Genomic DNA, 22,727 nt, shown 5'->3' on the forward strand with positions numbered 1-22,727 from the left:
GTGGTCCGGCCGCAGCCGACCGGCACTTCCGACCATACGTCGGGGCAGCTGCCCGACACCTGATTGTGATCCGACTCCCAGACTTCATCCAGACAGCGATGCCGGCCGAGACCATACAGTTGGGCCATGAAGCACAATGACACCATAAAGCACAGTCTCTCCGTCGGCGCCGTCGTGCTCTCCGCTCTCCTTCTGGTCGGTTGCTCGTCCGGCGCCCAGAACTCCTCGTTGCCGAACGTGTCATCCGGTCAGGGCGGCCAGTCCGATGGCATGGCAGAGCCAGCACCATTCCAGGAAGACGGCGCCGCGTCCGAGATCGCGCCGGATCAGCGCCAGGTCGTCACCACCGGATCGGTGTCGCTCACCGTTGAGGACCCGATCGAAGCGGCAGAAGACGCGCTGGCGATCACCGAGAAGGCCGGTGGCCGAGTCGACAGCCGCACCGAGTCGCCCGGCACAGACAACCAGCCGGCGAGCGCAAACCTCACCCTCCGCATCCCGTCAGACAAGCTCGACGTATCGCTGGCAGAGCTGAAGGAGCTCGGCACGGTGAACCATGTTTCGCTGAATGCGTCTGATGTCACTCAGCAGACCCAGGACCTCGATGCGCGCATCACGTCGCTCCAGACATCCGTCGACCGGCTGCTCGGCCTGATGAGCAATGCCACCGACACGGCAGACCTGATCACGATCGAGAGTGCGCTGTCGGAGAGGCAGAGCGAACTCGAGAGCCTTCAGTCGCAGCGGGACTTCCTGTCGGACCAGGTCGACTATTCGACTCTGACGCTCGAACTGTACGCCGAAGGCGTTGTCGCGCCTGGAGCGCCGGACAACTTCTGGACCGGCGTCGTAGCCGGATGGAACGCTCTCGTCGCCACGCTCGGCGGACTACTCGTCGGACTCGGGGTTCTGCTGCCGTGGCTGCTCGTGCTGGCCGTGGTCGGCGCCATCGTGCTGCTGATCGTGCGGCTTTCCACGCGCAAGCGTCGTATGGCCCGGGCTGTCACACCCGCCCAGCCGGCGGCCCCGGTCGACCCTCCCGCTCCCACTGGTTGACAGACGCCGCACTCCAGCTCGACCAGGCGCAACGGGAGGCGCCTAGGCTGGCAGCGTGAGCGAAACCATACTGACCACTGAACTGCTCGAACGCATCCATTCGCGCGCCGCCGACTACGACCGAGAGAACATCTTCTTCACCGAAGACCTCGCCGAGCTGGCCGAGGCCGGTTACCTCCGAGCTCTGGTTCCGACCGAGTTCGGAGGACTCGGGCTCAGCCTGAAGCAGGTGGCCCGCGAGCAGATCCGACTCGCGGCCGCGGCCCCGGCAACCGCACTCGCCGTCAACATGCACCTGGTCTGGACCGGCGTGGCCAAGGCCTTGCACGACCGCGGCGACACTTCCCTCTCTTTCCTGCTGCACGAGACCGGTCTGGGCGAGGTCTTCGGATTCGGCGTCAGCGAACCCGGCAACGACCTGGTGCTGTTCGGGTCGAGAACGGATGCCGCACCGGAACAAGACGGCGGCTACCGGTTCACCGGCACCAAGATCTTCACCTCGCTCTCCCCGGCCTGGACCAGGCTCGGCACCATGGGCCTCGACACCACGTCGCCAGACGCCCCGAAGATCGTCTGGGCATTCATCGACCGCACGGTCAGCACCGGCGCGCGCGACGGAAACAGCAATGGAGTCAGCAATGGAGTCATCACCAAAGACGACTGGAACACGCTCGGCATGCGGGCCAGCCAGAGCCAGTCGACCGTGCTCGACGGTGCATACGCGCGTGCCGATCGTGTCGTCCGCAGGCTCGATCCTGGCCCCAACCCCGACCCGCTGATCTTCAGCATCTTCGCCAACTTCGAGATTCTCCTGGCCGCCGTATACACCGGAATCGGGCGCCGTGCCCTCGAGCTGGCGGTGGAGGCAGCCGGCCGGCGCACCTCGTTCAAGAACGATGGGCGTGCCCTGTCACAGGACCCAGACATCCGTTGGCGCGTCGCAGAAGCGGCCATGATGATGGACGCTATCTACCCGCAGATCGATGCCATTGCCCGCGATGTCGACGAACTCGCCAACCACGGCCCTCAGTGGTTCGCCCTGTTGTCTGGGCTCAAGCACCGCGCAACCGAGAACGCGAAGAATGTCGTCGATGAGGCTGTTCGGGCCAGCGGCGGCTCGTCGTACTTCGCCGGCAACGAGCTCGGTCGCCTGTACCGCGACGTGCTCGCCGGGCTCTTCCACCCGTCAGACGCCGAGTCGGCGCACGCGACCGTCGCAAACGCCTGGCTCGGACCCATCGATGACTGAGTTGACGAATGACTGAGTTGACGAATGACTGAGCAGACGCCAGAGCCCACTCAGGCAAGGCCCGCCGATGGCTGACCCCACCGAGTCGCTCCCCGTCTTCGATGCCGCATACACCAGGTCGGTCCTCGACCTGACCATGCGGCTGGCGGAGGTGATCTTCTCCTCTGGCGCCGGAGCGGAAGACGCCACAGCGGCGATGCTGGCCGTGACCCGGGCCTACGGCCTGAAGGGCACGGAGGCCGACATCACGCATACCCTGTTGACGCTCACCCACGAAGATCCCGGCTCACACGAGTCCATCTCGCGCAGCCGCAACGTGAAATACCGCACGCTCGACTACTCCAAGCTCACCGAGACAACTGAGCTGATCGCCGATCTCATCGAGGCGCCGACGGATGTCGCGGAGGCGCGCAAGAAACTCGCCACCATCGTCAGCTCGAAGCCGCAGGTGCCTGTCTTCTGGCGCAGGATCGGTTGGAGCCTGGTCGGCGCCGGCGCCGCCGTCCTGATCGGCGGCGGGCTGACGGTGCTCGTCGCCGCCTTCGTGGCGACCTTCTTCGTCGACCTGATCACCACGGTGATGGCCAACCGTAAGGTGCCCGTGTTCTACCAGACGGTGGTCGGTGGGGCGATCGGGCCGATCGTCGCCGCCCTCGTGCAGATCGTCGACCCGTCAGCGAGCCCGTCGATCGTGGTCGTCGCGACGATCATCATGCTCCTCGCCGGTGTCACCACGTTCGGCGCCGTGCACGACACGCTGTCTGGCTTCTACGTCACCGGCACGGCACGGCTGATGGAGGCGCTGCTCATCTCGGGCGGCCTCGTGACGGGAGTCGCCGGGGCCGCCCTGCTTCTCGGACGCCTCGGCCTCGACCTGCGCATCGAGTCCACCACGGCTCCGACGCTGGCCGACCTGCCGGTGCTGCTGGTGGCATCCGTCGTCATCGTTGCCGGCTTCGCCCTCGCTGCGCAGGTGCCGTGGCGCGCATTCTGGGTGGTCTGTGTGCTCGGCGCGCTGGCCGAGTTTCTCTATCTGGCCGGGATCGGCGCGGAACTCGGCCTGGTCTGGTCATCGGGGGCGAGCGCCGTCGGGGTCGGCCTGGTCGCGGCGGTGGCGTCGCACATCGCGCGCACGCCGCCCCTCGTCATCGTGGTGTCTGCCCTGGTGCCACTGGTTCCGGGTCTCATCCTGTTCCGTGGCCTGCTGCAATTGTCTGAGGGCAGCATAGAGGGGCTCGTCAGCCTGTTGACCGCTGGCGCAGTCGCCGGAGCACTGGCTGCCGGCGCCATCCTCGCCCAGTACGTCGTGCAATACGTCTGGGGTCCGGCCCGGAGACTGCAGCGCCGCTTCATCGGACCGCTGATGGCGCTGCCGGTGCGTCTCGGCCGCGGCACCACCAAGCGCATCTAGGCGCGCCCCGCGCCGCCAACCGCTCACGCGTGCGCCCGATGTGTCGTCTCCACCACTCGTGAGGCGGCACCTGGAGCGCACGCGCGGAAAGTAGTGCGCGTTCCAGAGACGGCAGGTAGCGGTCAGTTCTGGATGCTGGGCGGGCCTTCGCTATCGGACTCTTCGACGAAACGGTAGGGGATCGGCTCCGTGGTCTCGTGACCGCGCTTGAAGGTGCGGCTGATCGTCTCGCCGTCTTCATCCACGTCGACGACGACGATGTCCTGGATCTTGCCGTCGGCATACTCGAGGTCGATCGGCGTGCCTGAGCCAATGACGTTGGGCCCGAACAGTACTGCCTTGTACGTGTTGTTGTCGTTCATGATCGTGCGACCCTCCCGGTCTGACCCATCCATCGTCGGATGTGACGTGCACCGCCAGCCTAGAGCCGCCCGCCCGTTCTGAACAGGGCGCCGCCGAAGACCCAGCTCAATCGGGTGATGCCGTTTACAGCGAATCCGCGTATGGTCGATGAAACGGGGCCGACCCGGCTCAGGACAAAGGAGTGGACATGGCTGATAAATCACCCAAAAAAGACGCAGGAAAGAAGAGCGCCGACCGTTCGTTGAAGGAGAAGCGCGCCGACAAGAAGGCCAAGAGCGACGAGACCTCCGTCAAGGCCAGGAAGCGTTAACCCTTCACTCCACAGTTCACGATGCTGCCCGCGGAATTCGCGGGCAGCATCTGCACGAAAGGACCAGCTTGTGACCCTCCCCCGCCAGAGCACCCGCGTCGACTACCCGGCCGGAATCGTGCGGAACTCGGCAACCGTGCTTCACGTGGAGGGGCTGCCGAACGGAACGATGGTCGTGCTGCTGGATAGGACCAGCGTCCATCCCATCGACGCCGGCTGGCCCGACCAGAGCGCCGACCGTGCCACGCTCATTCCTGCCGGGTCGACTGCAGGCGGGCACCACATCGAGATCACCGACTGCATCGTCGGCGCGACCGACGGAGCGGCTCTTTATCTCGGGCGCGACATTCCCGTCGCAAAGGGCACAGACGGGTGGGGCTTCGTCGTCGTTCACGTGGTCGCGGGCGACGCGGCACTGGCGGAGGGCGATCGGGTCGACGTGGAAGTCGACGCTGGCTTCCGCGAGCGCACCTCCACCGGCCACACCGCTTGTCACCTCGCGTCGCTCGCCCTCAACGAGGCGCTCGCGGGCCGCTGGCGGAAGGAGATCAGGGCTGACGGCCTCGGGCATCCCGACTTCGACGGCGCCGCGAACGACGTCTCACTGATCACCGAGAACGGCTCGACCGACACCTACCGGCTCGGCAAGTCGTTGCGCAAGAAGGGGTTCGTCGCCGAGGGTTTCGCCGACGGTCTTGACGAAGTCGAGCAGACGGCGAACGCGGCGTTGGCCGAGTGGGTGGCGACGGATGCCGCGGTGCGCGTCGAACGCGACGGCGAGACGCTCACCGACCGCCGGTACTGGGTGTGCGAACTCCCGGGAGCCGAGGTGCGCATCCCCTGCGGTGGAACCCACCGAAACTCGCTCGCGGGCCTGGGCAGCGTACGCATCGCCCTCTCCACCGAAGATGTGGATGGCACCACGATTCTCACCATGGAGACCACGGCCACCACGGCCACGTCCACGACGACCGCGACGACCGTCCCGTCAGCCGGCTAAGAGCACCCGGGCGAGCGCCTCCTCCCCACGGATCCGGCGCAGGTGCTCAATGACACGATCGACCACCGCGGCCGTGACACCCGAGCACACGATGCTGTTCGCACCGAGCTCATCGAGCCCGCCGGCGCGCACCCGAATCACCTCCCAGCCCACCTCGGCGAGAGCGGCATCCTTCTCCCGATCAGACACCTCCTTGAGCCCGCGGTGCGCCGTTCCGTCGCGCCCTGGGTCGTCGTACTCGATCGCGATCCGCAACGCCGGAACCAGAATGTCTGGCCATACCTCCGGTTTGCCGTAGAAAGTGCGGTTGATCTTCACGGCGTTCACCCGATGCGGCAAACGGATGCGTTCGGCCAGGAGCACGCGCAGCCGCTGCTCCGTCATCGACGTTCGCGTTTTTAAACCGGGTTTCATGAAGGCGACACCTCCTTCGAACCGAGAGCCGGGCGCCTGCGCGTTCGCCAGGCACTTCTGGCAGCCCGGGCCGGTCAGCACCTCGCGCACGCTGGCACGATAACGCGAGTGTCCTCGTTCGCAGATCCACTCGTATTCCTCGCCGATGCGCGTTTCGCGGGCAAGCGCAGACCGCCTGGCCGGCGCGACCTTCGCCAGCAGCTGGGACCGCGTGCGCTTCGTCTCGCCCAGAAGCATGCACAGCGGACACTCCCGCCGCAGCGTGACGAGCGCTTCCTCCCCAGAGGCGCCGTGTCCGCAGCTGAACCGCACGGGCGATGCGCCGCGCACTTCGGCTGTGTCGTCGTTCATGCTGTGTCGTCGTTCATGCTGTGTCGTCGTTCATGCTGTGTCGTCGTTCATGCAGTGTCGTCGTTCATGCAGTGTCGTCGTTCATGCAGTGTCGTCGTTCATGCAGTGTCGTCGTTCATGCAGTGTCGTCGTTCATGCAGACTCGCCTTCTGACGCTCCCGGAAGCGTCACTGGCACGCTACCCGCGACCACCGACATCCGTCACCCGTGCGTGCAGACACGAGAACGGCAGCCGAGCTTATTGGGCGAGGTACCGGATGACGGCAAGCACTCGTCGGTGGTCGTCGGCATCGACCGGCAGGCCGAGGGCGTCATAGATGCGCGAGGCGTGCTGCACGACCGCCTTCTCCGTCACCACCAGTCGCGAGGCGATCCAGCCGTTGCTGCGCCCCTCCGCCATCAGCGCCATGACCTCCTGCTGCCGCGGCGTCAACCGCGCCACATCGCCATCGGCGAGTCGCGCCCGCTTGACCATCACCCCGACCACATCCGGATCGAGAGCAGTGCCACCCGCGGCGACTCGCCGCAGATCGGCGCAGAAGGTGTCGACGTCGGAGATCCGCTGCTTCAGCAGGTATCCGACCTTCGCCGGCCGGTCGGTGAGTAACTCGACGGCATATCGTCGCTGCACGTACTGCGAGAGCACGACAACCGCAGTGTCCGGGTGAGCCGAACGAATGCGCAACGCCGCAACCAGGCCTTCGTCGGTGAGGGTCGGCGGCATACGGATGTCTGTCACGACGAGGTCGGGATTGTGCCGGTCGACAGCCTCGAGCAGCTGCACGGCATCTGGCACGGCAGCGACCACGTCGAACCCGCCCTGCTCGAGAACAAGTGCCAGCCCCTGCCGCAGCAGCGCCTCGTCTTCGCCGATCACTACGCGCACGGCAACTCCACTCTCAGTCGGGTTCCGCTGCCCAGTTCACTCTGCACCCGCAGCCGGCCGCCGATGACGTCGACGCGATCGGCCAGTCCGCGAAGACCCTGCCCTGCCGCGAGGGACGCCCCGCCGATGCCATCGTCGTTCACCTCGACCAGCAATTGGTCACCATCGCGCTCGAGGCGCACGCTGAACGACTCCGCCTTGGAGTGTTTGAGTGCGTTCGCGAGTCCTTCGGCAACCACGAAGTACGCGGTGCTCTCGATCGATTCGGGTAGCGCGCCGTCGGTGATTCCCAGGTGCAGGCTGGTGGGCACCGGCATCCGGTCGACGAGGTCTTCCGTCGCGGCGGACAAACCACGCTCGATCAGAGTGGACGGCATGACGTCATGCACGAGCCGTCGTAGTTCTGCGGCGGCCTCGTCTATGCCCTTCCGGAGGGCCGTAGCCTGCTCTCGGGTCGTGACAGAAGAACTCGACGCGTTCGCAACCTGCTGCGCCTCAAGGGCAAGGAGAACCAGCTGAACCTGGAGCCCGTCGTGCAGGTTCTGCGCGATTCGCCTGCGCTCCCGATCCGCCGCGGCAACCAGGCGGGCGCGCGACGCCAGCAGCGCATCCTGACTCGCCAGGAGTTCGGCGGTGAGCCGCTCGCGCTCCATCGCGATGGCGACCACCCGGCCCGCCGTGCGCACCAGCTCTGGGTCTTCGATCAACGCAGCATCGTAGACGATAGCGCCGACCAGTTGACTCCCCACCCGCACGTCCACGCTCGCCCGTTCGCCATTCGCGACGAGCAGCTTCGTCGGCAGTCCGGCGGCGTCTGCCCAGTCTTCGTGTTCCGGAATCCAGAAGGCGATCTCAATGGAGTCGTCGCCGAGCGCCTGCGCGAGCGCCGTCGTCAGCTCCGGCCTCGCCCCGCCGCTGGCTCCCAGCCAGGCCCCGAGTTCCTGAAGCTCGCCCGTTCGCGCGAATCCTCCCCGAAGCACGCCGAGCGCAAACGCGATCGGGATGCCGGCGAGGAAAACGGCCTGCAATCCCGCCCGCGCGCCCGGAGACATACCCAGCATGAGCTGGAACACAGTCGCGCTGGTCGGTATCAGCAGCACCGCCAACATCCCGTAGGCGAACAACGGGCCGAGCACTCGCCGGTGTGCCGAATCCGCGCGAATGAGCCGCCTCGCCAGGATCACCACGGTCGCGATGGCCACGATCAAACCGGTGTAGCGCTGCACCTCGGAGCCGACCGCCATCAGATCCGGTCGGTCAGCAATGAACAACGGCGCAGGGGCTGCGGCGTTGAAGAGATACAGCGGTGCCTGTAGCACGAGAGCGACAACGTAACCGGCAGCAACGGTCGCCCGCGATGCGGGGCCCCTCAGCCGACCGGATGGGAAGGCGTGAAGCAGGTGGATAGCGACGGCCAGCACCAGGGTCGCGGTCATCGTTCCGAAAGCGGTGAACACCGGCACCCCGGTGTTCGCCAGGCTTCCGGCGAACACGGCAAAGCCCCCGAGGACGATGAGCGCACCCATCCGGTTGCTTGGGCGTCGCCACCAAGCGATCATGCCTGCTGCCACGTAGACCCAGAACGCCACGGTGAACAGCACGTGCACCCACCAGTAGGCACCGGAACCCGGCAGCGCAAGAATGAGCTGAATGGCTCCGAGGAAAACGGCGGAGATCGCGAGAAGGATGAGGGCACGGTCGAGCGATCGAGGCTGGGACGATCGCGCCACACCGGGAGTCACCATGTGACCATGGTATTGCCCGCCCGGCGCCCGAAGCGGAAGCGTCGTCTCCTCGCCCCAGACGTCGACCATGACTCAGCCCTTCGCCAGCCGACCTACCCCTACCCCTTCGGCGCCGGGACGAACGCGTTCCCGAGCGCCCCGGAGATCGCGACGAACATGCGGGTGGCGATCCCGTAACCGGCCTCACCGGGAAATGACGTCAGGCGTTCGACCTGGGACTTGGCATCGAGCAGCCCCTGACCCGTGCCGTTCGCGCGGGCGAGGACGAGCATGTCCTGCCCGGTAGAGATCAGCTCGCCGGCGGTCCAGCCCCACGACGGATTCCAATCGGTGGCGTCCGTCGGATTCTCTGGCGTGGCATCCGGCGCCTGCAGCGTGACGTCGGTGGTCATCGGGGCACCCGTCGTGGGGTCTGCCATGCCGTAGCCCTTGCTCAAGGTGCCCTCCGGAGTCTGAACAAACACCACGGCGCCTGGCGCGGCGGCTTCGGTGAAGGATGTTGCGGCTGCGGCATCGATCGTCGCCGCCAGATCAGCGGGCATCGGCTCGGTAGCGGCTGCCGGAAGTTCCGCCGTGACGACCGCCTCGGGATCCGTTACGCACGTGGATGCCGGTGCGGTCGACGCGGTCTCAGACGCGGCAGGTTCGGGTAACTGCTCGTCTGAGCTGGGAGAGGCACAACCCGCCAGCGGCAGGGCAATCGCTCCAACCGCGAGCGGTGGAATGATGCGTCGTCTGGACATGGTTTCCCTTCGTCGGAGGATGGGACATTCCTTGGTTTGAGTCTCGCTCTGCGCCACGACTCGGCCAATGGACTCAGGTCGCCAGTTCTCCCACTGCCGCATGCGGGTTGCGAACGGCGGACAGCTCATCCAGTGGAAGGCACCTCCGGCTCGACAAGACGCGCGAGCAACTCGATGAGCAGTCGCTCGGTGATGGGGGCCGGCAGCGCCTCGATGAGAGCAAGCAGTGGCGCCATCTGTTCCGGAAGGGCGTCTTCCGCCGAACCGATCCCGAGGCCGGCGAGCACCCCGGCGGCCTCCGCAGAACCCAGTGCCTCCGCAGAACCCAGTGGGCCCGAATCGAGTTCGACTGGCGGCAGCGCGCCAAGTAGCCCTGCTGGGTCGACCGCCGGCACCCCGCGCACGTCATCGGCCGCCTGCACGAGGGCAACGCTCAGCCGGGCGAGCACCGATTCCGTCACCGGCGTGATCGTCAGGTGCGTGGTGTGCGCGAGTCGCACACCGTTCGACTGCACGAGGCCTGGCTGTTGCTGCAGGAGCCAGCCGAGCTGTCGCATCCGGTCGGCGAGGTGGTGGGGATCGACCCTGCGCTCTGGCTGGGCGGTTTCGTCGGCGGCAACGGCGAACAATGGCCCGACGGGCGAACCGACCACGCGCAGCCCGTCGATCTCCCCGACCAGCTGCACAAGCGCATCCGTCGATTGCCGGCACGACGCACTCAACTCGGCGAACCCGCCGTCACCGAGCCGACGGGTGATGGCCCAGGCGGCGGCGAGGGCGCCGGCCGATTTGGAGCCGAGCATGGTCGGATTGACGACGGGATAGCCGGGCCAGCGTTTCGTTGCGAAGTACTGGTGGCGCTGCCGGTCACGGCCGCGCTGCAGTAGCACGGATGCTCCCTTCGGCCCGTAGCCGAACTTGTGCAGGTCAGCCGAGATGCTGGTGACACCGGGCACCGCAAAGTCCCAGGCGGGCAGCTCCTCGCCCCACCACGGCAGCACCCAACCGCCGATGCAGGCGTCGACATGGCAGGCGATACCGGCGACGGATGCCGCGGCCGCGACGTCGACAACCGGGTCGAGTGTTGCATAGGGGTACGACGGCGCCGACACCACAACGAGGGCGACGTCGTCACCGAATCGTGACGTGAGCTCTGCAGTGTCGACCCGGCCACCGGCATCCACCGGCACCAGGTCGAGTTCGAGTCCGAAATAGTGGGCCGCCTTATGGAACGCGGCGTGCACAGTGACCGGTGCGAGGAGGCGCGGACTGTCGACGGATGTGTCGTGGGTCTCACGCCAGACGTCCCTGGCCGTCTTCACCGCGAGCAGGCAGCTTTCGGTCCCGCCGGAGGTGACGCTGCCGACGACCTCGCCGTCTGCCGATGACTCGCCGTGCAGCATCCTCCTGGCGAAGGCCACCAGGTCGCGTTCCAGCGCGGCCACCGAGGGGAACGTCGTCGGATCGAGTCCGTTCACCGGCTGCATGATGCGAATCGCCTCCGCGGCCAGTTCGTCGAGCTCGGGCAGGCCGGAGTCGTAGACATAGGAGAGCACATGGCCGCCGTGGGTGGGGGCATCGGCCTGGCGCAGGGCGCGCAGCTCGGCCAGGATCTCGTCGGAGCGTTCGGCAGATTCGGTCGGTTCGGTCGGTTCGGTCGGTTCGTTCACGAGAGTTCCTCCTTCACTGCAGCCGGCTGGTCGATGTCGTGCCTGCGCAGGCGGTACCGGCCCAGCGTCGCCAGGCTCAGCAGCATGAGCGCGGCGGGCACGACGCTGAAATTGATGACGATTCCGGCGACGGCACTGGCCGGCTGAACCGTGCCGGTGTCACCGGTCGAGGCCAGATAGCCGGTGATGGCGAGCACAATCGTGAGCACCGTTGCTCCCAGCGCCATACCCGTGGTCTCGCCGGCGGTCCAGACGCCGCCGAAGATGCCAGCCTGCCCTTCTCCGCTGGTCTGCGCGTCGTGCGAGATGACGTCGGGCAGCATCGCCATCGGCAGCGACTGCATTCCCGCGTAGGCGATGCCCGCCAGCGCCACGGGCAGGTACACCCACGGGCCCGGCGCCCAGAGAAGCCCGGTGAGGCTGAGCGCCGCGACGGCGAACAGCACGCTCGCGAGTGTGAAGGCACGCTCTTTGCCGACCCTTCGCGCGAGCACGCCCCAGGCCGGCGCCAGCAGCAGCGCCGGGGCGATCAGTGCCACGAACAGCAGGGTGACGGCGTCTTCGGAGTGCAGCACCCAGGTCGCAACGTACTGCGCACCGGCGAGCATCAGGCCGGTCGCGAGCCCCTGAAGCATGAAGGTCGCCAGCAGCACGCGGAACGGCTGGCTGCGGCGCAGGGCGCTGATGCCGTTGCGGTAGCCCTGCGCGATGCCCGGCGAGGGCTGGACGCCCGCACCAGGTGCGTTCCGCGGGGCGACGGTTGCCGCCACCAGCATCCCGAGGCCGATCACCACACCGGCGACCACGGCCATAACCAGGTAACCGAGCCGTTCGTCGTCGCCCAGCCCGCGCAGCAGCGGGCCGCCTGCGCCGAACAGCAGGATGGCGAGCGCCAGTACCACCACACGCCAGGTCAACAGCCGCGTGCGGTCGTCGTACCGGCTGGAGAGTTCAGCCGGGAGGGCGATGTATGGCACCTGGAACAGGCTGAACGCGGTGGCGCACAGCAGGAACGCCAGCGTCACCCAGATGACCGAGAGCACCTGGTCGACGCCGGCCGGAACCGCGAAGGTGAGGATGAAGAACACCGGCAGGAGTGCACCGCCGAGCACCATAAACCCCCGGCGGGTTCCGTATCTGGCGAGACCCTGGTCGCTCCGGGCGCCGATCACCGGGTCGATGAGCACGTCCCAGATCTTCGCGACGACGACAACGGCGCCGGCGGCGAGCGCAGCAACTCCCAGCGTGTCTGTCAGGTAGTAGACCAGCACGAGCCCCGGCAGCGTGGCGAACCCACCCGTGCCGAGGGATCCGATCGCGTACGCGGCGATGGACTTTCGGGAGACTGTCTGCACCGTTGCATCCATGCCCAGAGCCTAGGGCCTCACCCGCCGAGAGTCTGCGGCTCGCGCGCCAGTTACGCGCGAATGCGCCATGCGCGCGTGGCGCATTCGCGCGTAACTAGTGCATCGCGGCAGATGGCAGCTCAGACGGCGGAGGCGAGCAAGCCGGGAAGCGCGTCGACGAGCGGCGCAAGCTCCGGAACACTTCGCGCATCGGACAGGGCCCGTTCCAGCGTGGCGTCGTGGGTCGGCCGGGCATCCGTCAGCAGGTCCTGGCCAGCCGCGGTGAGTTCGGTGTAGATGCCGCGGCGGTCGTCGAGGCAGAGAACCCGCGTGAGCAGCCCGCGCTCCTCGAGCCGATTGACGAGACGCGTCGTCGCACTGGCGCTCAGCGCCGTTGCGTGCGCCAGCTGTTGCATGCGCATGTGCCAGCCGTCCTGCCTGCCGAGCGCATCGAGAACCGTGTATTCGACGACAGACAGGCGTGCGGATGCCTGCAGGGCACGTTCCAGCTCCGCCTCGATCAGCCCGTGCAGGGCGGCAAGTGTGCGCCACCCCTGGGTGCGCACTTCGACGGCGTCGTCTTCGATGCTCATCCGTTGCCTCTCTCGATTCGAACAGGCGCTTCGCCCTGGTCGTGAATTTAGTTGCTTGCGCTGGTTACTTGCGTGTGCAATGATTTATCCCGCGCCTGCAACTACCAGCGTACGCCAACAACACGCGCGATACGCCTTTCAAGGAGAAAACACATGCCACTCGGCCTCATCGCGCTCGCCATCGGCGGCTTCGGCATCGGACTCACCGAATTTGTCATCATGGGTCTGCTGCCGGAAGTGGCGGCGGACTTCCAGGTCAGTGAGGCCGCCGCCGGCTGGCTGATCACCGGCTACGCGCTCAGTGTTGTCGTCGGGGCCATGGTGCTCACGGCCGCGGTCACGCGCTTCTCCCGCAAGCACGTACTGGTTGCCCTGATGGTGCTGTTCATCGCGGGCAACCTGTTGTCTGCACTTGCACCCGACTACGGCACGATGATGATCGGACGCATCATCGCCGCACTCTGCCATGGCGCGTTTTTCGGAATCGGCTCTGTTGTTGCTGCCAGCCTGGTCGCGCCCCACAAGAAGGCCGGCGCCATCGCCATCATGTTCACCGGCCTCACCGCCGCCAATGTGCTCGGGGTTCCGTTCGGCACCCTCCTCGGGCAGGGTTACGGCTGGCGCTCCACCTTCTGGGCGATCACGCTCATCGGTTTGGTCGCGCTGGTGGGACTGGTGACGCTGGTTCCGAATATCGGGCGACCATCGGCATCCGCCGGCGGCCTGCTCGGCGAACTCCGTGCGTTCCGTTCCGGCCAGGTGTGGCTGTCGATCCTCGTCACGGTCTTCGGTTTCGGCGGCATGTTCGGCGCATTCACCTACATCGCGTTCACCCTGACCGAGGTCAGTGGTTTCGCGAGCTCCACCGTGCCGTGGCTCCTCGTGCTGTTCGGCGGCGGAATGTTCCTCGGCAACATCCTGGGCGGTAAGGCCGCAGACCGGTCGATCGATCGCACGCTGATCGTCATCCTCGCCGGGCTCGCCGTTGTGCTGGTGTTCTTTGCGCTCACCGCACAGAGCCCCGTGGCGACGATCGTCTCGCTGTTCCTGATGGGTGCATTCGGTTTCGCCACCGTGTCTGGGCTGCAGTTGCGGGTGATGAAGTACGCAAGCGCCGCGCCGACCCTCGCCTCAAGCGCGAACATCGGTGCGTTCAACCTCGGCAACGCGCTGGGAGCGTGGATCGGCGGTCTCACCATCAGCGCGGGCCTCGGCTACACATCGTCTATCTGGGCCGGGGTGGGGATGACCCTGGCCGCCCTCACCGTGATCGTGGTCGCGGAATCAACCGCTCGGGCTCGGCGCGTCCCGGTGGCCACGAATTCCACAGCGGCCATGACCGCGTGACCAGCCAGGCGCATCCGGACGTCGCACATTTTGCACGCCTTATGATTGAAGGCAAGACTGCTCCCCCGATAGGACCTTTTTTCGCATGACCGCGAGCGCACAATCCCCCGCCCCCAGCCATTTTGACGGCCCAGGTGTCGATGGCAGAGGTGTAGACGGAACAGATGGGGCACTCGCAGCCCGCGCCAGTGGCACCTCACTCCGCGACACGCTCACCCGGTACTACTCGCTGACCAAGCCAGGCGTCCTGTACGGCAACGTGCTCACCGCTGCGGCCGGTTTCCTGCTCGCAAGCCGCGGCCAGGTGGACTTCCCTCTGTTCGCAGCGCTCGTCTTCGGCACCACCCTCGTGATCGCGTCGGCCTGCGTGCTCAACAACGTGCTCGACCGTGACATCGACACCGTCATGGAGCGCACCAGGAAGCGCGCCACCGTCACCGGCAGCATCGGGGCGCGTAACGCGGTGATCTTCTCCGTGGTCCTCGGCGTGGCAGGCATGGCGATGCTCATCGCCTGGACGAACTGGCTGGTCGTGCTCGTCGGTCTCGGCGGCTTCCTGGTCTATGTCGTGCTCTACGGCATGCTCTCCAAGCGCCTGTCGATCCACGGCACCCTCGTCGGCAGCATCTCAGGTTCCGCGCCGATCCTGGCCGGCTACGTCGCGGTATCCGGTGTTGTCGACATCGGCGCTGTGCTCGCGTTCCTGACGGTCTTCCTCTGGCAGATGCCGGAGTTCTACTCCATCGCGATTTACCGGCACGACGAGTACGCCAGGGCGAACGTGCCGGTCATCTCGGTGGTCAGGGGCATCCGCAACACTAAAGTCCAGATTCTCGTCTACACGATCGCGTTTGTTGTGGCGACACTGCTCCTGCCGGTGTTCGGCTACGTCGGCATCGTCTACACCGTGGTCATGGGCGCCGTCGGCGCCTACTGGATCTGGCTCGGCATCGTCGGCATCCGGGCAACGGATGACGCCCGCTGGGCACGCAAGATGTTCCGGTTCTCGCTGGTGATCATCCTGGCGCTCTGCCTGATGGTCTCGGTCGGCCCCGTCCTTCCCTAGCTGCCGCCGGCGCCTTCACCCTCCGCAGTACGTGGGCTGAGGAGGCCCGCCAGGGCCATCTCGGAACCACTTCGTTCGCTGGCGCACTCTACCCGCCTCGACATTCGGCGGAATGAAGATTCGGGCCGGGTTGGGGTTTCGACGCGCTCGAAATCGCTACGCTAGCCGATCGGCTGGGTGTAGAACTCGAGGGCGATGTTGTCTGGATCTCGGAACGCAATGAGTAGGCCGCTTGATCCCTGCGTGACCGGTGAGTGCGGCACACCGACCGAGTCCAGGTGCGAGACCCAGCTCTCGAGTGTCACCTGGTCGGCGACCGCGAAACCCAGGTGGTCAAGACCGTTTCGCCGCTCGGAGAAATCCCCCGGCACGGCCTGGTCACCGTGATCGACCAGGATCAGCGACAACCCCTGGCGCGCGAGCATCACCTTGGTGAGCTCGTTCTGGGCAACCTGCCTCAGTATGGAGAACCCGAGCACGTCGCGATACCACTCAGCGCTGGCCGGAGCATCCGACACGGTGAGCGTCACGTGATGAATACCTGCGATATCTGGAATAGTCACGGAACCGATCGTAAACCCGACCGACGGCGCCGTCACTCGGCGGCTGACGCGACCGGTTGCACGATGTTGAAGTTGTCGCGGAACACGTTGGCCGGGTCGTAGCGAAGCTTCAATTCGCGCAGCCGCGACAGAGTGCGCGGGGGATATCCGTCCTCGATCCGCTCAGGACGCAGATCGGTTTCAAAGCTGATGTACAGGCCGGAGAAATGTTGATGCAATTCATCCCAGGCCGCATCCAGCCGGTCACGATTCGACCCGAACGCGACCACAGAGAAGTTGGCCGAGCGGTGAGCGTACGCCGTCGCATCCGGGTCGACGTCTTGCACCGCACCGCCAACGGAACGGATCTGGAAGAAGTACGTCGCGCCGCTCTCAATGAGCTCCACCGCGGCCGCCGCGAACTCTGGCGTGATGTGCTCCAGCAGACCGGTACGCGCCGTCGGTTCTCCCTGACCGCTATGACTGCCATCCTGGGAGTTCGTGATGATGCCGGTGTACGGCGTCATGCTCACCGATTGGTCTAGCAGGGGCGCAATGCCGGCCAGCGGCTGCAGTCGCTCCAGAACAACGTCCGGATCATCGGAATCGACCGCCGTCATGACCTGCGCCACGGGCGCCTGCCCTGCCCGCGCCGCCCCCATCAACATGAAACTCGTCAGATCGCGCGGCGCCGCTTCGACCGCTGCGCCCCATCGCTCCAGGAATCCGGCGGTGTCCGTTGCATCGAATGCAAGCTGGGCGAAGCCGAGGTCGCCGACCTCATCGACCTCGAATTCGAACGATGTCACGATGCCGAAGTTCGCCCCTGCGCCCCGCACCGCCCAGAACAGGTCGGAGTTCTCGCTGCCACTGGCCCGCACGACGCTGCCGTCTGCAAGCACCATCTCGACGGCACGCAGATGATCGATGGTGAGCCCGTGCTCGCGCACCATCCAACCGACACCACCGGCAGTCGCCAATCCCCCGACGCCGACACCGCCGTAGTCGCCAGAACTCAGCGCCCAGCCGTATGGGGTCAGCGCAAACGCGACATCCTTCCACCTGGCGCCCGGCTCGATCCGCACCAGGCGGTTCGACTCATCGAGAACCTCGATCGCGTTCATCGGCGACACATCAATGACGATCCCCCCATCGTTCGTCGAACGCCCACTGATCCCGTGCCCACCGCTGCGCACCCCGAGAGCAACTTCGGGGTGTGCCCGCACAAAAGCGAGGGCATCCGCCACCTCGTCTACATTGTGCGCCTTGATCACAAGCCCCGGCTCTCCACCGCGCATATACGTCGATTTCACCCGCGAATACCCGGCGTCGCCCGGCTCGACTGCCCCGGCCGCGAGCGAGGACGGAAGACTGTCGTAGTCGATGCCGTCACGCCGCCGGAGTCGTGCGGCCGCGCTCCGAATGAGCGCTGTGGGCTGCGCCGCCGCAGCCGTCTCGCGGGCAACGGCCTCGCGCAGCGCCGGCGCGACCTCGAGTGCAAAGCGCTGCATCGTTCCGGGATCGTCTGACGCGAGGATGAAGGTTCCAACGCCGTGATCCACCACATAAGGGAGGAGCTCATCCACCCACTGGTCGCTTGGCCCGTTCAGGAATCCTCCGTTCGAATCGCCGAAGCTACCGCCGATGTTCACAAGCCGGCGGATCTCACGAGGATCGCGCCCGGCACCGAGTGCCGCCTCGTCGATGACGGCGCTCGATGCCGCGAACTCCCCCGGCTTCATATAGCCGAGGGAGGGAAGCCAACCGTCTGCCTTGCCGCCGGTGAGCCGCAGCATCCGTGGTTTGTATGCGCCAAGCCAGATCGGGATGTTGTGTGCCGGCGCCGGCCCGCGTTTGGCTCCGTCCAGTCGGTAGTGCTCACCCTCGACGCGCAGAACGGAACGATCTTCGACGTCCCAGATGCCCCGGATGACGTCGATCGCCTCGCTGAGTGCATCAACGCTCTGCCCCGGAGTGAGCCTTCGTCCTCCCATGGCGTCAATGGCGTCCCAGAAGCCGCCGGCACCGAGTCCCAGGTCAAAACGCCCGTGCGAGAGGAGGTCGAGGCTCGCGGCGGCGCGCGCGATGACCGCCGGTGGCCGGAGGGGCAGGTTGAGAACATTGGCGGAGACGTGCACCCGCTCGGTGGACGCGGCAACCCAGGTCAGGAGGGTCCAGGTGTCGAGGAACGCGGGCTGGTACGGGTGGTCCTGAAATGTGACCAGGTCAAAGCCCAGCTGCTCGCTGAGCTGTGCGAGCGACACCGCAGTCTCTGGTGGATTGTTTCCCGGCGTGATGAACGTGCCGAATTGAAGCTCGTGACCGTAATACATCGTTCCCCGTTCCGCGGTGGTTCTCTGCTCGTCCATTCAGCATGCCGCGCCCTGTTGCGAGGCGCGAGTCTCAGGTAAGCTACTTATCAATAGTAAGCGACAGGTGAGGTGCAGCGGATGGATGAGAAGGACTTCGAGCGCATCGACGAAGCGGCCTGCCGCCGGTTTCAGTCGTCGATCGAACTCGCCGGACGCAAATGGAATGGCGCCATTCTCCTCGCCGGTATGCGCGGTGCGCGCCGATTCTCCGAATACCGCACACTCGTCGACGGGATCTCGGATCGACTACTCGCCTCGCGCCTCAAGGAACTCGAGTACGAGGGTCTCATCGAACGCGAGGTGCGACCAACCACACCCGTTTCGATCAGTTATACGCTGACGCCGTCGGGCCGGCAGCTGATCACGCTACTTCAGCCGCTGACCGAGTGGGGTCATGCGCACGCCCTCGAACGCGCCGGCGGTATCGCCGTCGCTTCCTGACCGAAACCTGATCACTGTGTGACGGATGTCGGCGACCGGGGGCACACTGGAGGGGTGCCAGAGCTTCCGGAGATACACGCCCTCGCGGCGGACCTGGGCGGGCGTCTGGCCGGGCGCACCATCGACCGGGTCGACATCGTGTCCTTCGCTGCGCTGAAGACGTTCGAACCATCCGTCTCCGCGCTGGCCGGCCGCACCATCAACACCGTGGCTCGCCACGGAAAGTTTCTGGACTTCTCGATCGGCGACCTGCATCTCATCATGCATCTGGCGAGAGCCGGGTGGATCCGCTGGCGGGACGGACCACCTGCGCCCGCTGGCCGGCTCGGCAAAGGACCGCTCGCCGCCCGACTTGTGCTCGAAGACGGGTCGGGCCTCGACATCACCGAAGCGGGCACCAAGAAGAGCCTTGCGATCTCAATCGTGACCGACCCGGCGGACGTACCAGGCATCGCCAGGCTGGGTCCGGACCCACTGGACGACAGTTTCACCCGAGACGACTTCTTCGCGATCCTGCAGAGCGCCGGCCGAAGCCAGATCAAGGGCCTGTTACGCAACCAGTCGGTCATCGCCGGAATCGGCAACGCCTACTCAGACGAGATCCTGCACGCGGCACGGATGTCACCCTTCAAGCCGGCAGCGATGAGCGGCGGCGAGGCCTCAGGGTTGTATGACTCGATGCAGGCCACCCTCGCCGGTGCGATCGCGAGGGCAGACGGTCTTGCTGCTTCCGAACTCAAGAAGGAGAAGAAGTCGGGCATGGCTGTGCACGGGCGAACCGGGCAAGCCTGCCCTGTCTGCGGCGACACCGTGCATCAGGTGATCTTTGCCGACTCAACGCTGCAGTACTGCCCGACCTGCCAGACCGGTGGCAAGCCGCTCGCAGACCGCGTGCTCTCGCGCCTGTTGAAGTAGCGCTCGGTCAGCGGGGCTCGAAGACGAGATCGAGATCACCGTGATCGACGGAGTAGCTTGCAGTAGGTGACGCGACTAAAGCCATTGAAGTGCGCTCGCGCCGGCATCACTCGGCCACGTCGATCAGCACCTTCCCGACTGCCCCGCCCTCGACCGCTGCGTGCGCCTCGGCAGCACGCTCCAGCGGGAAGTGAAGAAGTGGCAGACCTGCCCCCTCCCCGACCGGAAGGACGCCGTCGATCAGGGCGGCGGTGATGTCCTCCGCGGCAGCGGCCAGCGCGCCCTGGCCCACTGTGTAAAGCAGCAGGAACTGGTACCTCACATTGAGCGCGAAATGCCGGCGCACATCGAGGGTGACCTCGCTCCCACCGTTGTTCGCATAGACCGAGATCGTTCCGTGGTTGGCGATCACCGTCTGGTTGAGTTCTGCGTTCTGCGCAGGTGACACCTCGACCACCACGTCCACACCGTTCGGGGCGATCGCCCGAATCGCCGTCGCGGCATCCGTCGTTCGGTAATTCACGATGTGATCCGCGCCGGCCGCAGTCACCAGCGTCTCCTTCTCCGGGCTGCTGATGGTGGTGATCACGGTTGCGCCCGCCCAGCGGGCCAGCTGGATGGCTGCGTGCCCGACCGCGCCCGCGCCACCGGCGACCAGCACGGTCTTGCCTGCGAGCGCGCCCGGTGCAAGTCGGGTCGGTCCGTCTTCAGCGACGGTGAGCGCCCGATGCGCCGTCATGGCCGGAACACCGAGGCTCGCGCCGAGATCAAACCCGATGCCTTCCGGCAGGCGCACGACACGCTCCGCAGGAACGACCGTGAATTCCTGTGCCGTGCCGGTCGGGCGCCCGTGCGCCGCGAGGTAGAGCCACACCCGGTCGCCGGCACTCACTCCAGACACGCCAGCGCCGACCGCGTCGACCACGCCGGCGCCGTCCTGGTTCGGCACGACTTCCGGAAACGGAAGCGATTGACCTGCTCCTGAGCCCGCGCGCGACTTCCAGTCCGTGGGATTGACTCCGGAGCGAACAACACGGACTCGAACCTCACCCTCCCCCGGATCAGCCTGCTCGCGGTCGACGAGCTGGAGCACGGACGGGGTGCCGGTCTGGGTATACGCGATAGCTCTCATGAGGTTGCCAACGCTCTCCGCCCCGATTCCGTTCCCGATCGGAGCCGCGAAGCACGTTAAGCAGCGTCGACGTACAGCCAACGGCCACCGACGCGAGTGAACCGGCTGAGCTCGTGCTGCTCGCCTGCCCCGGCATCCGTTCGATAGAACGCCCGGAACTCGACGGTGCCCTCGGTATCGAGCAGGCCACCGCGCTTGCCGCCAAGGATGTCGAGCCGGTACCACCGGATGCCGGGGTCGAGTTCCAGCGACGCTGGCTTGGTCGACGGATGCCACGTCTGCAGCAGGTAGTCGGCGTCACCGATCGCATAGGCCGAGAACCGTGAGCGCATCAGACGCTCAGCCGTCGGCGCTACCGCCTCGCCGCTGTGGAACCGGCCGCAGCAGGCGGCATAACTCTCACCGCTCAGGCAGGGGCAGCGGGTCGGGCTCACAACGTCAATTATTGCCGATTGCCAATGCCCGCGGCCGAACCTAAAGTCGGACTGACTGCTCAGCTTCTCAATGCACGGCTGAAGGAGACGGAGTTCACTCATGGCAATCCTCATCTACTCTGCGATCACATCCCTCGACGGTTACGTGTCGGATACCGACGGCAACTTCGATTGGACCGCGCCAGATGAAGAGGTGCACGCCTACGTCAACGACTCGGTCCGGTCCGTGGGCACCTTCCTGTTCGGCCGGCGGATGTATGAGGTGATGAGCGTCTGGGACGCGTTGTACCAGGACGCCGAGCAGCCGGCTGTCATGCGGGATTTCGCGCAGATCTGGCACGAGGCTGACAAGGTCGTCTTCTCGCGAACTCTCGACGAGGCAGCCACCGCCCGAACGCGAATAGAGCGGGATTTCGATCCGGAGATGGTGCGCCGGCTCAAGCGGACGGCGAGTCGGGACATCGCCGTGGGCGGACCCGACCTCGCTGCCGAGACAATCAGGGCCGGACTGGTCGACGAATATCAGCAGTTCCTCTCCCCGATCGTGATCGGCGGCGGCACGTCGTTTCTGCCCGACGGTGTCCGCGTGCGGCTCGAGTTGATCGACGAACATCGCTTCACCAACGGCGTCGTCCATCTCCGCTACCGCTCGCTGTAAGGGCTGCCGACGCCCTTGCGATTGTCACACTCCGAGGATTGCCTTCGCAATCGTGAAATAGATCAGCAGCCCGGTCGCGTCACAGAATGTCGTGATGAACGGGGTGGAGAAGACCGCTGGATCTACCCGAATCGTCGCTGCGACGTCCTCATCCCGCAGACCGCGGAAGAGCTCACTCTGCATGGTGTGGCCAAGGCCATCGAAGAACTGAAGTGCACGCTCCTTCGACAGCAGGCGGAAGATCACCGCCGCCCTCCGGAGCGACGACCGTTCGATCACACCCACAACATCATGGGGGCTCATCTGGGTCAGGGTCCGTGAGGCCGCTCGGAGATCCTTTCGGTTCACCGCGTCTTCGAGCTCGTCCTCCACGCGAATCGTGTTGTCCATATCTGCATTCCTCCAGCATCGTGCACGCACGACCATCGGCCGCGACCGAGTGTCGACGCAGCGTTGTGCACCGGTTGATGTGAGAAGCACGCCCACGTAAGAGCTTCAGCACGACGCGACGTGTCCGCGGTCTGCACCGTGGAAGCCACCTGGGATCAACCCTTAATCCGGGAGGATCTGTCCTGATCTTGGGCATCTCTCGATGTCGTGAGATCAGTGGCCTGTGTTCGCGAAGTAGCCTCGCCTAACGAGATGCTTCGTACCCAGCCTACCTGCCACTGCACCGATCCAAC

23 protein-coding genes and 1 riboswitch are annotated in these 22,727 nt (G+C 66.0%); of the genes, 10 read left to right on the plus strand and 13 right to left on the minus strand.

The window, feature by feature from the left end:
- Window positions 1–126 precede the first annotated feature (126 nt).
- The 3 genes from K323_RS25885 to K323_RS25890 all read left to right on the plus strand — a co-directional run bounded on the left by K323_RS25885 (window position 127) and on the right by K323_RS25890 (window position 3,716).
- Window positions 127–1,056, plus strand: coding sequence for a DUF4349 domain-containing protein (locus K323_RS25885; RefSeq protein ID WP_084697264.1), 930 nt, complete (start codon window positions 127–129; stop codon window positions 1,054–1,056).
- 55 nt (window positions 1,057–1,111) lie between these two features.
- The gene (locus tag K323_RS0112695; RefSeq protein ID WP_022885658.1) at window positions 1,112–2,305 is read left to right on the plus strand and encodes an acyl-CoA dehydrogenase family protein; all 1,194 of its coding nucleotides are present in this window, start codon (window positions 1,112–1,114) and stop codon (window positions 2,303–2,305) included.
- A 67-nt stretch (window positions 2,306–2,372) separates the two neighbouring features.
- A complete protein-coding gene (locus K323_RS25890; RefSeq protein WP_022885659.1) occupies window positions 2,373–3,716 on the plus strand; it encodes a threonine/serine exporter family protein in 1,344 nt (447 codons plus the stop codon).
- A 122-nt stretch (window positions 3,717–3,838) separates the two neighbouring features.
- On the opposite strand, the gene K323_RS0112705 is transcribed toward K323_RS25890, so the two are convergent.
- Window positions 3,839–4,078 (minus strand): hypothetical protein, encoded by a 240-nt coding sequence (locus tag K323_RS0112705; protein ID WP_157509430.1) that lies wholly within the window; start codon window positions 4,076–4,078, stop codon window positions 3,839–3,841.
- 188 nt (window positions 4,079–4,266) lie between these two features.
- Between K323_RS0112705 and K323_RS30690 the strand changes: the two genes are divergently transcribed.
- Both K323_RS30690 and K323_RS25895 read left to right on the plus strand, forming a co-directional pair.
- Window positions 4,267–4,389, plus strand: a complete 123-nt coding sequence (locus K323_RS30690; RefSeq protein WP_022885661.1) for a hypothetical protein — start codon at window positions 4,267–4,269, stop codon at window positions 4,387–4,389.
- A 70-nt stretch (window positions 4,390–4,459) separates the two neighbouring features.
- Window positions 4,460–5,389: an alanyl-tRNA editing protein gene (locus K323_RS25895; protein ID WP_022885662.1), complete on the plus strand. Its 930-nt coding sequence runs from the start codon at window positions 4,460–4,462 to the stop codon at window positions 5,387–5,389.
- On the opposite strand, the gene K323_RS28910 is transcribed toward K323_RS25895, so the two are convergent.
- The 7 genes from K323_RS28910 to K323_RS0112750 all read right to left on the minus strand — a co-directional run bounded on the left by K323_RS28910 (window position 5,378) and on the right by K323_RS0112750 (window position 13,137).
- A complete protein-coding gene (locus K323_RS28910) occupies window positions 5,378–6,154 on the minus strand; it encodes a hypothetical protein (protein ID WP_022885663.1) in 777 nt (258 codons plus the stop codon). The genes K323_RS25895 and K323_RS28910 overlap by 12 nt on opposite strands.
- Before the next feature lie 238 nt (window positions 6,155–6,392).
- Window positions 6,393–7,040, minus strand: coding sequence for a response regulator (locus K323_RS0112725; RefSeq protein ID WP_022885664.1), 648 nt, complete (start codon window positions 7,038–7,040; stop codon window positions 6,393–6,395).
- The gene (locus K323_RS0112730) at window positions 7,031–8,854 is read right to left on the minus strand and encodes a sensor histidine kinase (protein ID WP_022885665.1); all 1,824 of its coding nucleotides are present in this window, start codon (window positions 8,852–8,854) and stop codon (window positions 7,031–7,033) included. Before K323_RS0112730 ends, K323_RS0112725 begins: the two co-directional genes overlap by 10 nt.
- A 29-nt stretch (window positions 8,855–8,883) precedes the next feature.
- Window positions 8,884–9,528 (minus strand): hypothetical protein, encoded by a 645-nt coding sequence (locus tag K323_RS0112735; RefSeq protein ID WP_022885666.1) that lies wholly within the window; start codon window positions 9,526–9,528, stop codon window positions 8,884–8,886.
- A gap of 125 nt (window positions 9,529–9,653) precedes the next feature.
- Window positions 9,654–11,198, minus strand: a complete 1,545-nt coding sequence (locus K323_RS0112740) for a pyridoxal phosphate-dependent decarboxylase family protein (RefSeq protein WP_022885667.1) — start codon at window positions 11,196–11,198, stop codon at window positions 9,654–9,656.
- Window positions 11,195–12,565, minus strand: coding sequence for an MFS transporter (locus tag K323_RS0112745; protein WP_022885668.1), 1,371 nt, complete (start codon window positions 12,563–12,565; stop codon window positions 11,195–11,197). The genes K323_RS0112740 and K323_RS0112745 overlap by 4 nt, the downstream gene beginning before the upstream one ends.
- A gap of 119 nt (window positions 12,566–12,684) precedes the next feature.
- A complete protein-coding gene (locus K323_RS0112750; protein ID WP_022885669.1) occupies window positions 12,685–13,137 on the minus strand; it encodes a MarR family winged helix-turn-helix transcriptional regulator in 453 nt (150 codons plus the stop codon).
- Between the two features lie 153 nt (window positions 13,138–13,290).
- Here K323_RS0112750 and K323_RS25905 point away from each other — a divergent pair, with 153 nt between their 5' ends.
- The gene (locus K323_RS25905; protein ID WP_022885670.1) at window positions 13,291–14,484 is read left to right on the plus strand and encodes an MFS transporter; all 1,194 of its coding nucleotides are present in this window, start codon (window positions 13,291–13,293) and stop codon (window positions 14,482–14,484) included.
- Between the two features lie 85 nt (window positions 14,485–14,569).
- Window positions 14,570–15,550, plus strand: coding sequence for a heme o synthase (gene cyoE / locus K323_RS0112760; RefSeq protein WP_022885671.1), 981 nt, complete (start codon window positions 14,570–14,572; stop codon window positions 15,548–15,550).
- A 161-nt stretch (window positions 15,551–15,711) separates the two neighbouring features.
- On the opposite strand, the gene K323_RS0112765 is transcribed toward cyoE, so the two are convergent.
- Window positions 15,712–16,113, minus strand: coding sequence for a VOC family protein (locus K323_RS0112765; protein WP_211219852.1), 402 nt, complete (start codon window positions 16,111–16,113; stop codon window positions 15,712–15,714).
- A gap of 32 nt (window positions 16,114–16,145) precedes the next feature.
- Window positions 16,146–18,461 carry an LLM class flavin-dependent oxidoreductase gene (locus K323_RS0112770; protein ID WP_022885673.1) on the minus strand — a complete coding sequence of 772 codons (2,316 nt, stop codon included), beginning with the start codon at window positions 18,459–18,461 and terminating at the stop codon, window positions 16,146–16,148.
- An 81-nt stretch (window positions 18,462–18,542) separates the two neighbouring features.
- Between K323_RS0112770 and K323_RS0112775 the strand changes: the two genes are divergently transcribed.
- Window positions 18,543–18,905, plus strand: a complete 363-nt coding sequence (locus K323_RS0112775; RefSeq protein ID WP_022885674.1) for a winged helix-turn-helix transcriptional regulator — start codon at window positions 18,543–18,545, stop codon at window positions 18,903–18,905.
- Between the two features lie 54 nt (window positions 18,906–18,959).
- Entirely contained in the window at window positions 18,960–19,820 is an 861-nt protein-coding gene (locus tag K323_RS0112780; protein WP_022885675.1) for an Fpg/Nei family DNA glycosylase, read from the plus strand.
- 106 nt (window positions 19,821–19,926) lie between these two features.
- On the opposite strand, the gene K323_RS0112785 is transcribed toward K323_RS0112780, so the two are convergent.
- On the minus strand, window positions 19,927–20,952 hold the full coding sequence (locus K323_RS0112785; protein WP_022885676.1) for an NADPH:quinone reductase: 1,026 nt from the start codon (window positions 20,950–20,952) through the stop codon (window positions 19,927–19,929).
- A gap of 56 nt (window positions 20,953–21,008) precedes the next feature.
- Entirely contained in the window at window positions 21,009–21,386 is a 378-nt protein-coding gene (locus K323_RS0112790; protein ID WP_022885677.1) for a YchJ family protein, read from the minus strand.
- Between the two features lie 100 nt (window positions 21,387–21,486).
- Here K323_RS0112790 and K323_RS0112795 point away from each other — a divergent pair, with 100 nt between their 5' ends.
- On the plus strand, window positions 21,487–22,044 hold the full coding sequence (locus K323_RS0112795; protein WP_022885678.1) for a dihydrofolate reductase family protein: 558 nt from the start codon (window positions 21,487–21,489) through the stop codon (window positions 22,042–22,044).
- Window positions 22,045–22,068: 24 nt separating this feature from the next.
- On the opposite strand, the gene K323_RS30885 is transcribed toward K323_RS0112795, so the two are convergent.
- On the minus strand, window positions 22,069–22,470 hold the full coding sequence (locus tag K323_RS30885) for a magnesium transporter (protein ID WP_425402279.1): 402 nt from the start codon (window positions 22,468–22,470) through the stop codon (window positions 22,069–22,071).
- Between the two features lie 47 nt (window positions 22,471–22,517).
- A riboswitch (M-box (ykoK) riboswitch) is annotated at window positions 22,518–22,693 on the minus strand.
- Between the last annotated feature and the right edge of the window lie 34 nt (window positions 22,694–22,727).

Origin of the sequence: Glaciibacter superstes DSM 21135 (genome assembly GCF_000421145.1) — a bacterium.
In the GTDB taxonomy this organism is placed as follows: Bacteria; Actinomycetota; Actinomycetes; order Actinomycetales; family Microbacteriaceae; genus Cryobacterium; species Cryobacterium superstes.